This is a genomic window from Candidatus Hydrogenedentota bacterium (assembly GCA_019637335.1).
Taxonomy (GTDB): Bacteria; Hydrogenedentota; Hydrogenedentia; order Hydrogenedentales; family JAEUWI01; genus JAEUWI01.
In genome coordinates, this window is record JAHBVV010000031.1 from 40,505 (window position 1) to 52,996 (window position 12,492).

General features: G+C 65.3%; 1 protein-coding gene. It reads right to left on the reverse strand.

Annotated features, from left to right (window positions below; genetic code table 11):
- Positions 1 to 79: 79 nt before the first annotated feature.
- A complete protein-coding gene (locus KF886_23225; protein ID MBX3180273.1) occupies positions 80 to 12,388 on the reverse strand; it encodes a PKD domain-containing protein in 12,309 nt (4,102 codons plus the stop codon).
- Between the last annotated feature and the right edge of the window lie 104 nt (positions 12,389 to 12,492).

Sequence of the window (12,492 nt, forward strand, 5' to 3'; positions counted from 1 at the left end):
TCATACCAGCTATTCTCATCCCCGCGGGGCTGTTCTCCTGGCCGCGCGGGCGGCCACGTTACGTTCCGCGTCTAGAATACTACGCCTTCCGGGCGCCGCGCTTCCAAAGGCCTCCGCCCAGGAACAGCGCCGCCGCTATCAACACGAGCAGGTCGCCAAGCGGCGTGCCGCCGCCCGCGCCGCCCGCGCCGCATCCCGGCAGCTTGCCGACATCCGGCTGGCTTACGAAATCAAAGGCGTTGAGCTTCATCGCCTGTGTCCCGTTCGCCGTGTTGCGCACGGTCACATTCATCTTGCCAACGCCGGCGAAGCCGCCCTGCGGGAACCCAACCGTGATGGACGTCCCGCCACCGCTCACGAACAGGTCGTTCATGACCGTATTGCCGAACATCACCACGAGATCCTCCGCATCCGGGAAATTCTCGCCGATAATGCGCACCGGGAAGTCCGACTTCTCGGCCCGCTGCGGGGTGACGCGCGTGATGGACGGCGCCACATCGCCGGTCCCGCTCACCAGCGTGAACAGGTTGGTGCGGCTCGCCTCCTTGCCCGTGTCCGGGTTGCGCACGATCAGCACGATCGGCTCCTGCGGCGACTGGCCGGGGATCGTCCGTATGGTCACGGAGATACTCGTGTTGGTCGCCTGGTTTACCGTCACGTCATAGCCGGTCAGCACCACTTCGGGCTTGGAGCCGAAGCCGCTGCCGAAGATAACGAAGCTGAACGGGTTATCCTCCAGCGTCTGCGCCGGCAGTTCCGTGGTCGACGCGGAATTGATTACCACGGACGTCGGCCCAACCGGGACCGCGCGCGCGGTAAATACGCCAGACCGCTTCTTCTGGTTCGAGTGCGTGCGCACCCAGTTGAACCCGCTATTGTCCACCTTCAAGCCCGGCCGTGTGCCGTCCATGAAGTAGCGGACCGGACCATCCTTGAAGATGGAGATGAATCCGACGCCGCGGTTGCCCCACGGGAACTCCTGGAACTTCCGGAAGTCCTCGCGGGCGGGACCGCTCAAGCGGGCGAAAAGGTACGGATCCGGCTCGGTCGGGGTGCTCGGACCCCAGGAAACAATACCGATCCGGAAGTTGTCGTTCACCTGCATATCCTCGGAGGCGCGTATCACGACGAAGAAGTCGCTCTCCGCGTACTCGCCATCCCACGAGTTGGGCGCCCACTGCCGGTTGCGCGGCAGCGCCGCCGGATCGTCGCCGGCGAATCCCGTGCCCGGCAGGGAGAAGACGAACTTCACCTGCTGCGCGTCGCCCGTCGTGCCGAACAGCTGCGGCCTGGCGTCCAGGGGCACCGGTATATCGATATTGGCGTCGAAGTGGCCGTTCCGGTTTTCCGGATGGAAGTCGTTGTCCCGGTACAGGGCCACGCCACTGAGACGCTGGTCGATGTTCATCGGCAGCAGGTCCGTGGCCACGTCGAACTCCGCCGTGGTGCCTTCGTTGTAGAACTCCACGACAACCTGCTCCAGGAAGGTCGGGTTCTGCACGATCTTCCAGCCGCCGTCGCGCGGCTCGCCGCTCAGCAGCGTCAGCGCGGTCGCGGTGTTGCCCGTGATCTCGTAGGCCTCGTAACGCGAGTCGATCAGGTAATCGCCCACAAACGCGCCCGGCGTCCAGCCGGCGCCCGCGACCGTGAAGGTGTTCGGCGTGCCGACACCCGTCCGGCCCGTCGCCCGGACTTCATCCCGGCGGTTGGTCGAGATATCCAGGCCCATCGCGGCCACCGCCGCACCGCCGATGTCGATCGTAGCCGACTGGCTCGTGAGATCGCGCAGCTTCAGCGGTATGTTCATCGTAACCACATCGTGGCCGTAGAAATCCTGCACCGGCGCTTCGTCCGGGTTGGACTTCACCAGCGCGCCCGCGCTGGCGTGGCCCGTCGGCGTGAAGCGGATACCCGCCTCGCGGCGCCCTTCAGGGCGCGACGGCAACGTGGCCGGGATCAGCGCGCGGAACTGGCTGTTGGCCGCCGCCTTGTCGGACACCTTCACCGTAATGAAGAGGTCGTCTCCGGACTGCGGCGCGTCGAGATCGAGCGCCTTGTTGGACAGGTCCGTGTTACCGCCCGCGATAACCAGCTTCGACGGTAGCGTGAAGTCGATCCGCGGGAAGGCCTCCACGGCCAGATCCAGCAGGCTGTCGGTGCTGTCCGTGCCGCTGATGAAGAACTCCGTGCTCGCGCGGAGCGCGTCGTTGTTTGGCAGCGTGCTGCCCGAACGCGTGTACTCCTCCTTAAGGCGGTGGCGGAGCCCCGCGCCCGCGCTCGCCGGGCGGGCCAGGAACCCAAACCAGTCGAACACAACCACGTTTTTCAGGCTCGGATTGCGCGAGTTGTAGCCAGCCTGCCAGGTGTTCACCAGCCAGTCGGCCCACTGCCGCGCCAGGTCGGCCTCGGCGTCCGTTGTCTGCCCGGCGGGCAGCGGCGGCGCCGTCAGCACGACGAACATCATATCCGGGTTCGCCGCGAAGACGTCCTCGAGCGGCCGGTAAACCACGCCGTTCGGGCCGTTGTAGATCGCGCCCGTTCCGGGGCCCGACGGGTGCTGGAACACGGCCTTGTAGTTCTCGAAGGTCTGCGCGCTACCGAACGGATCGCCGGGCACGCTTCCCACGCCTTCCAGCAGGTTGGTGAACGCATCGCTGTTGAACATGACGATGCGGTTGATGCCGTCCGCCGTGTCGTGATCCCGGATGCCGCGGAGGTAGTCGTTGAACCACAGCAGCCAGTGCCGGATATCCGTGAAGTTCCCCGGCGTCGGCGACAGCGAATCCGGCCGTCCCGAGTCCGAAGGCACGTCGGTCAACTCGCGGATGTCGTTCCGCTCGTCGACGTACGCCTTCGCCAGCAGCGCGTCCGAAAGACCGGCGGACAACCAGCTGCTTCCCGCGCCATGGTGTATGTACAGGACGTCGTCGGTCGTCCCGCCGCCACCGCCGCCGCCGCCGCCACCGCCGCCGCTACCCGTTCCGGCGCCGGTGGAACCCTGGCACAGGAACAAGTTCGAGACGGCCGCGCCGACGCCACCGCTGTCATTGTGGGGCAGCGGCCACAGGGTGCGAAGCTGGAGCTTGAGCACCCAGGCCCGGTCGCCGTCGTCGATCAAGCCGTTGCCATCCAGATCGTCGGGGGCGCCATCGCCATCGAGGTCGATGAGCTCCGGCGCCGCACCCCAACGCGCGTTGTTCAGCGGCACGACCTGGTCTTCATTGAACAGGATCTGGCCCGGATCCAGGAAGTCATTGAAATCCGTCAGGTTGAGGTAGGCCCCTTGCGAGAGCAGGAAGTCTCCCTCGGTGTTCCGGTCTTCCCACAACAGGACGCCCGAATCCAGGTTGATGCCCGCCGGGTCAAGGGGATACAGCGTCTCCGGCGTAAAGTCCGGTCCCCAGAAGGCCAGGTTGATCTCCGAGATGTAGGTCTCGGATGCGGCATTAACGACCGGGTCCGCGCTGCCCACGGTATTGATGCCGAGCAGCGGCTGGTGGCGGTTGTTAATGTCGGTGCGCTGCACCAGCAGGCGCGCCCGGGCGTCCTCGGGAGCCCAGTCGCTCAAGCGCGGGTACTGGCCAGGTAGTAGCGCGCCGGGCCATGTGCCGAAGCGCGGCAGCGCCGGTTGGACCGGTTGCTGGCCGATTGCGGACGACCGCGGGGTTTCGTTCCGGGCGCCCGAGCCAAACGGCACGGTCTCAAACGGATACTGGAAATCGCCGACCGAGAGCAGGGTCCGGATGGACTCCGAGTCGTCGAAGATCTGGAAATCGACGGTGTAGAGCGGCTGGAAGCTTTCAACGCCCACGCTGTGCACGTTCAGGAAGCGCGACTGCTGTATACCGAGCGGGTCCATCCAGCGATCGAAATCGGTCGGATCGAAGATGCCGTTCGAGAACCCATAGCAGTAGGATGCGCTGAAGGGGAATCCGAAGGCGAGATCCGAGCCTCGCGCGAACTCCAAGTTGTGCGAGCCATAGGTCATGGTGAGGTCGTGGACCTCCAAGCCGACGCGGATCGGCTTGGCCGATTTTTCGTTCATGGTCCGCTCGTTCCACCAGGGCTCGTCCGCGCCCCATCGCGGATCATCCTGCCACGTGGTGTATACGCGATCGTTCTGCGAGACGGCGAATCCGGGTCCCGGAATCTGGGCATTGACGTAAATGCCGCCCTCGAAGCTCTGGGTCGCGGTGTCGAAACGGCGCGGCTCAATGAACGCACGGAAGTCCGCGCCGGGCTGCACGCCCTGTCCGTCGCCGACACCTTGCGACACGTCCTTGAAGCCGCTGTCGGTCCGGATAACCACGAAGTAATCCGGGCTTATGTCGGTCGCCGGGAAATCATCCGCCAACTCGGAGTCGATGACGTCGTCCGGTATGGCCTCGATGCGTCCTTCATCTCCGTCACTCGTGCCGAAGATGCGCAGCAGGTCAAAGTCGAGCGAAAGCTTCCACCACGGGTCGCCGCCGCCCGGCGGGAATGGAATGTATTCCCAGATGGCGTCGCGCACCGCGAGCGGGCGAAGGGGGAAGTCGCCGTTGAACTGAACGCCGAAATTGTTTTCGGCGGGCGTCGGCGGGTCGAAGATTCCGTTGTTGTTTCCGTCTACCCAGACCCATGCGCCGTTGAAGGTGAAGTTGGGGGCCCGGGCAATTTCCGAACCGATCTGGCGTACGCTGGAGTAGGTGATGGAGTCGAGATCCGTGCGCGGATCAAAGCCGCCGTTCCCGGGGACGCCGAAGGGATCGGCGCCGATGTCCGTCAGGATGAGGTTCACCTGCTGGATGGACGGCTGCTTCCCTTCCGCGTAGAAGTGGCCCGAGGTCGCCAGCGGATCGAAGAAGTCAAAGTGCTCCGCGCGGGTCGCGTGCAAATTGATATTGATTACGTTGACCCACTCTTCGATCGCGATCAGCTGGCGCAACTGAAGCCCTTCGGCGCCGGCCACGGTCAACAGCTTGCCCGGCGTGTTCCAGCGCGGGCGGGCGAATTCCGCCGTCGGCAGATGCAATACGAACGGGTGGTTCCAGTTGTTGTTGTTCGGGAAGAGATTGTCACCGTCGTTGTTGCCGCGGGCGTCAAAGACGCCGAAGCTCGACGAATAGCCGCCGTCCTCGTCCAGGATTTCGTTCTCGAAGAAGTTCGGCGTATAGGAGTCGATGGGCGCCCCTTCCGCGTCCACCGGGAAGGTGCCGTCGGCGTCTGGAATGACCATTTCGGCGTCTAGGACGGTGGTGGACAGCGACAGGTGCGTGCGCCAGGTTGCGGACGTGCGGAACGCGATGATGAACGAGTTGCCATCGATCGTGTTGTCGCCCGTGGGCCCGGCCGGCACGAAAACTTCCGGATCTTCCGGCGTGCCCGACCCGATGAAGTTCACCGTGTAGGTCAGGTTGCCTCCCGTGGTGTCGAGCGTGACGAGGTCGTCGCCCGCCGCGTCCCACGTCGCCAGCAGGAAGTCGTGCGCCGCGTTAAGGTTGTTGTTGTCCTCGTCATCCGTCGAGAAGTTCTCGTAGAAGATACCGAACTCAAGCAGATCCGATGCCTCCGGTCCGCCGGAATTGATATAGCCGAGGTCGGCGCTCGATCGCGGGTCCCCGTGCACCTGGAAGGTGATCGAGGAGAGGATGCGCGCGGCGGGGTTCTCCGGATCCGTCGCCATGACCACGTTCAGCAGCGGCACCCAGTTCATAAGCGGGATGAGCGCTTCCCCGTCCCGGATCATGCTGGTTACCGTGAAGTCCGCCGTGGGCTGGTCTTCGCCTTCGCCTTCACCCTCGCCTTCACCTTCGCCTTCACCCTCGCCTTCGCCCTCGCCGGGGTCGGCGCAGCCCGGGCCCACGCAGGGCCGGACCGTGATGTAGTTCAGCAACTCGATCGTGCGGACGACTTCCTCGTCCGTCTCCCGGTTGCGGAACACCACCTGCAGCGATACCGTGTAGAAGCCCTCCGCCGTGTAGCGGTGTACGGGGTTCTGATTGGTGGAGGTATTGCCGTCGCCGAAGTTCCAGCTGTACGAAACCACCTCGTAGTCCGGACCGCCCTGGCTCAGGTCGGTGAACTGCACATCCAGCCCGTCGGGCAGCTGGCCGCCCGGATCCGGCGTCAGGGCGCCGTCCAGCGGCGCGCCAATGAAGTCCGCAAACGGGAACGGCACGATCTGGATGACGTTCACGCGCGTGACCGTGTCCTCCACGCCGTTGCCATCCGTCACGGTGACCGAAACGGTATACGTGCCCTCGTCCTCGTAGATATGCTGGTATTCGAAGCAGGTTACGCTCGGATTGTCCGGATCCGGCGCGATCGGCGTGGGATTCAGGTCCTCCAGCGTATTGCCGTCCCCAAAGTTCCATACCACGCGGGTGACGTCCGTGTCCGTAACGCACAGCGTGAAGGTGACCGGCTGCCCGACGGACTGCCGGTTGCGATCCACCGTGAAGTCGATCGTCGGCGACGCCGTCGAGACAATGGTCCTGCTGCGCCCGGCGACATTCGGGTTCGTGCGGATCCAGTGGCGGACGTTCTTGTCGTCCTGGCTGTGATCCAGTTCCGTCATCGGCTCGACGCGGCGGCGGTCCTTGTTGTAGGTCCAGTAGCGCACTTCCGGGCGATCCTTGAAGAAGGAGATGAAGCCCAGGCCGCGCGCGCCCCACGGGAATTCCGAAAAGATGTCGAACTCGTCCTCGCGCTGGCCGCTCGTGCCGCGGAGGTCGGGGCTGAAGTTGTCCGGGTCCGGTTCGGTCGGGGTGTTCGGGCCCCACGATACGATCGCGGCCTGGAAATCGTCGCCCAGGCTCATGTTGCGCGACGTGCGCACCACCACGAAGAAGTCCGAACCAAATTCCGGATCGCTGTTCGCCTGCCCGAAGCGGTTCGGGATGGGCTGGCGGAGGCGCGGCTGCGCCTCGTAGGCCAGCGCGTCGCGGCCGACCAGATTGTCCGTGCCCGGCGACGAGAAGACAAACTTCACCTGGCGCTCCGGCTCGCCCACGAGGCCGATGAACTTCGGCGCGTCGTCCAGCGCTATCGGCAGGTCGATGTACTCAAGTTGCTGCGTCTCGGGGTTGAGGAACGGCGGGTCAAATCGCCCGTTCGTGTTCAGCGGGTGCGCGTCGTTGTCGCGGTAGAGCGACAGGCCGCTGAGCGCGCCGTTCGCCGGATCCTCGTGATTCAGCGGCAGGAGGTCGCGCTGCGGATCGAATTTGCCGTCGTTGCCGACGTCGTACAATTCAACAATCACCTGTTCCAGGAAGGTCGGGTTGCGAACCACCTGCCAGGGGCTGCCGTTCGCCGGCGTGCCGGCGCGCAGCGTAAGCGTGGATCCGCTCACGGCCGTGATCTCGTAGGCCTCAACCCGATCCGGCGCGGTAATCCCGTCGCCATCCAGATCCGGGTCGCGCCACATCGCGATGAGCCAGTCGCCAACGATGTCATCGGTCCACGTGACGCCGGTCGTCGTAAACGCGCCCGTACCCGCCACGCCGGTCGCGCCCTCGCCGAGAATGTTCTCCGGGCGGTTGGTGGACGCATCGATCCCGAGCACCGCCCCGGGCGGGCTGCCCGGCTGTACGCTCGCCGGGAAGGACGACGCCACCGCCGGCCCGTTGATGTTTTCCGTCACGATGCGCGCGGGCACATCGATCGCCAGCATGTCATGCCCGAAGAAGTCGCCCAGGGCGCCTTCGTCCGGGTTCACCTTCTCGAAGGACCCGACTACGGGATAGGTGCGCGGAGAGACCTCGATGCCGGCGATTTGCTCGGCCACGGGGCTCCGGTTCGGAAGCCGCGCCGGAATAACCGCGCGGAATTCCTTGAACGCGCCTATCGTCTCGGAGGTGCGGACGACGATGAACAGGTCGTCGCCCTGGTTGCCGCCCGCCGGGAGGGCCTTGGGCTGCGGCGCGTCCAGGTCGAGCAGGGTCGGCGCGCTGGTCCAGAAGCTCGGCCAGCGCCCGCCAACGGACTTGTTGCGTCCCCGATCGTTGTCGTCATCGTCATCGCCGCCGCCGATGCCCGTGCCGCCACCGCCAGTGCCGCCACCGGCGTCGCCGCCACCGGTCTCGCCGCCCGTGTCGCCAAACGAGCCGTTCGGCCCGCCGGTGCGCGTGTCGGATTGCGGCACGGTCCACAGGTCGTCCAGGTGGAGGGTCAGCACCCACGCCCGATCGCTCAACCCGTCGAAGCGGGCGGCGTCTTCGGCGCTCAACGTGGCGCGGAAGGCGGCCACCTCGGCGGGATCGTTCTGGTTGCCTGTAAACACGATGCCGTCGCCGCTGAGGTCGTCCGCCGCGTAGTTGCCCGTATCCGGGTCGAGCTTGCCGTACAGGTTGATCGGCTCGGGCTCCGTGCGCCAGTTCAGGCTGCGCGGCTCGACGGGCACAATCCGGTCGATGAACTGCGGGGTCGATGAACCCTCGCGGAAGATCGGCGCGTCAAAGACGCCGTTCTGGTTGGTGTCTTCATAAAGCAGCACGCCCGACGACGACAGGAGCCCATCCGGATCCAGTCGCGCCAAATCGTTGATGCCGAATTCGGGGCCCCAGAACGCCACCGTGATCGCGTTCACCGAGAGATTCGGGAAGCTGTTCACGGTCTGGTCGTCCGCGCCGATCAGGTTGATGCCGAGCATCGCCGTCGGCTGCGAGTTGAACGACGCGTACTGCTTGAGCAGGCGCGCCGCGCGAAGGCCGCGAAGGTCCTGGGACACGTCGCGGTCGAGACCGGCGGGCCAGTTGCTCATCCGCGGGTATTCGCCGCGCACCAGCGTATCACTCACGATCATCCACTTGCCGCGCGCCACCCGGGCATTCTGCTGCACGCCGAACGGGTGCCGTGGCAGGGTCAATTCCTGGCCGGCCATGAGGAAGCGATCCAGGTAGAACCGGTGGCCGTCCTGGAGCGTAAGCGCGTTGCCCGTGTTGCTGAGAATGCGCGCCCGCGCGCCGTGCTCGTCGACCAGCCACATGCCGGCCACATTCCCTATCGCGCCGTACTGCGGGTCCTGCGCCACAAATACATACACGTCGTCCGAATAGGTGAACTCGGACATCGAGGAAGTCGGGTTGTGGTAGGGCTCGTTCGCCATCGCGCCTTCGGACGCGAGATAAACCTCGCCCGCGTTGCCCGCGTTGATCAGCCCCGTGTCGAACGGAGGCCAGGAACTGTAACGCGGCAGCGTCGGCTGCTGCGGCGGATTCGGGAAGAAAACCGACCGCGGATCGTTGAGCTGCGCGTCGATCGCGTCGCCGCTGAGCTTGAACGGCACCGTCTCGAAGGAATACTGCGACGACGTCAGGGTGTCGTCCGCCAGCAGCCCGCCCCGCCCCGCCACGGAGGCGCCGATAAGCGTGATGCCGTCGGTAATGTCCGGGAAACCGCCGAGGCTGAAAAAGCTGTTAAAGCGGGATTCGAGGATACCCACGCTGAACAGCGAAGCGCCGTCGAACGCGCCGGTCACGGGATCCACGCCGGCGAGCGAGGGATCGGTCCAGAAAGCGTCGCTTGCCTTGGCGCCGCTGTAATACGTAAACGGGGCCGACGCGCCGATGTTCTGCCCCATCTGAACGAAGGTCTCTTTGGCGTACAGGTTGTTCGTGCTGTAGGTCAGCACCAGGTCGTGCACTTCGAATCCGGAACGCTGCGGTTTGACCGTGTTGCGATCAGAGTAGCGCTCGGGCCACCACGGTTCCACCGGATAGAGCTGGTCCAGCGTCGGACAGGGGAACTGGTCCGGCGGGCACAAGTAATCCACAATCGGGTCGTCCTGCGCGTAGCCCGTGCGGAAATTCCGCACGCCGCTCGGGTCGATCTGGCGGCCCGACGGGAACAGGTTGGCGGGGATTTGGTTGCTGAACCAGATGCCGCCTTCCCAGTGCCCCGGTTCGCTCGGCGCGCCGCTCGATGAGCCCGGGCGCCCGGTCGACCAGCGCCGCGGTTCAATAAAGGCCCGGAAATCCGCGCCCAGTGCCAGGCCGGTGCCGTCGCCCGGCACCCCGGAAATGTCCTGGAAGCCGCTGTCGGCGCGTACGGTGACAAAGTAATCCGCGCGCGGCCTGCGGGTGCCGTAGGGATCGGGGATGGACTCCAAGAGTCCGTTGGGGGTGTTGTTCAGGCTGAAGGAGCCTCGGCGGTTTACGCCAGCCAGCGGAATGCGGAGCTTCCACCACGGATCGCCGCCGCCCGGCGGGAAGGGAATGTACTCCCACTCCAGCAGGCCCGGCTCGACAAATCCCTCGCCGCTGATATCCGCGCCAAAGAACGCCCCGGGGAACATCGGGTCGTCATCGAAGGTGACGCCGATGCTGCCGGCGTTGGACGGAACGTCGAAGATGCCGTTGTTCTGATTGTCGCTGTCGTGGTAGACCCACAGGCCGTTGAAGGCGTAGTCCACATTGGAGGCTGTTCCGAGGATACCGTTCGTCTCCGACGTGACCGTGTCCAAGCCCTCGGTCGGATCAAAGCCCCCGTTGCCGCGCGGTCCGTAGGGATCCCCGCCGATATCCGTAAGGATGACGTTTATTTCACGCAAGGCTACCGCGTCGAGCGGCTCGACCAGGCCGAATTGCGCCGCGTGCGCGTTGATCGCGATTACCGGAATCCAAGTCTCGATCGGGAAGAGTTCGCGCAGGTCGAGCCACTCGCCGGTAACGGCGTTGATGATGGTGTCGCCCACGTCCCAGCGTGGGCGGATGTGCTCGCCGTAGGGCGTGTACATCTTGATGTCGTGGTTCACGCGGTCGTAGGAGCGATCGCCCGGCGCGGAGAAGAAGTCGTCCCAGCCGCTCTGATCCCACACCTCGAAACTGGCGGAGTAGCCCGCCTCCGCCGCCTCAACCTCGCCCGCGAAGAAATCGGGCGAGAAACTGTCCAGCAGATCGCCCTCCGCGTTGCGCGGCATCGGGTCCACGCGGCGGCCCTGGCTGTATGCGCCGTCCGCGACATAGGGCTGCATGCGGGCGCCCGAAATCACCACGCCCAGCGACTTTCCGGAGGTCCAGGCGCTCGAAAGGCGAACCGCAACAATGTACACGTTGTGCGGGCTCGGCCCGGCCGTTACCCATTCATTGAACGGGAATTTCGGGTTGATCCCGGTCGCCGCCGGAAAGTCCGCAAACGGATCGTTCGGATCGAAACCCGCCGCGTTGGGATCGAAGGTAAAGTTCAGGTCGTAGAAGGTGTCGTTGACCCGGTAGTTCCGGTTGTTCGGCCCGGAGACCAGGTTGCCGCCGCCGCGCGTCAGGCCCGGGCGCACCGGCATCTCGTACGGATAGCCGTGCGCGTCCCACGTCAAGAAAGGGAAGCTGGAATCGTAGCGCGTGCCCGTGCTGCGCCCGTCCCACACGCCATCGGGACCGTCTTCGCCGTTGTCCCGGAAAATCCCGAATTCGAGAAAATCGATTTCCTGCGGCCGCGCGCCCGCGGGATACGGGCGGGAGGCCGGCCCCCCGTCCCAGAGGCCGGCGGTAATCTCAAACTGAAGGTTCGTCAGCGTGCGCGGCGCAAAATCATCTTCGCCGTGCGACATTTCAATGAGGAACAGCGGCACCCAGTCGTTCAACGGGAGCAGGCCCGCCTCGTCAAAGTCGCCCACGAGGGAGGTCGCCGTGAAGTTGGCGGACGGCGGCTGTTCCCCGGCGTTCGACACAATGATCTGCTCAATAAACGCGGCCCCGGCCGGCGGGCATCGCTGGCCACCGGTGAATACGAGCTGAATGCCAACATCGTATTCGCCCTCCGCGAGGGGCAGCGTGTTGTCGCCGCCATCGCCATCCAGGCGCACCCGGCCGCCATTGATGCTGGCGTCGCGGATAATGGTGCGGTCAACTTCGAAGTTTCCTTCCGCGTCCGCCTCCATACTGCGAATGCGCCAGATGACGTTCTGCAAACCGGGAATGTTGGGCGAGCCGTTGAAGGTCGAGAGATTCGACAACGTAGGCTGGAACGCCGCCGGGCCCGTGGGGGGGTCAATCCCGATGTTCAGCGTGATCTGGTTGCAGTCCACCTGCTTCTCGCCGCCGGTGGCCCCGGCGGTCAGGGCGGGAAGCGCAACCGCCGCCGCGCTGGACGCAAGCCGGATCTCGGGCGCCTCCGGATCGGCGCTGTCCACCGGCGCGTCCACCGTCACGTGGACTTCCGGAAGCCGTGGATCGCGCGCGGACGCGTTGATCGGAACAATGTTCACCACCGGACGGGCATCCGCCGCGGGCTCGGGCGTCGCCGCCCCGTCCGCCGGAAGTTCGGGCGCACTGGCCGATGCGGGTTCCAGGGCGGCGGCCGCGGAGGCTGCCTCCGCGGCGCGTGGCCCGTTGCTCTGCCACGTCACTACCCCGATTGCCAGTAGACCCAAGAGGGTAAAGCCTGCCAAGGCGCCGTGCTTTTTGCTCACGTTTGAACTCTCCTCCGGCGGAAAATAAGACTCCCCCGCACGGCCAGGCGCCGTGGGGGCGAAACAGCTCGCAGTTCTTCTAAGGGGGTGTAACCCAGATTCGG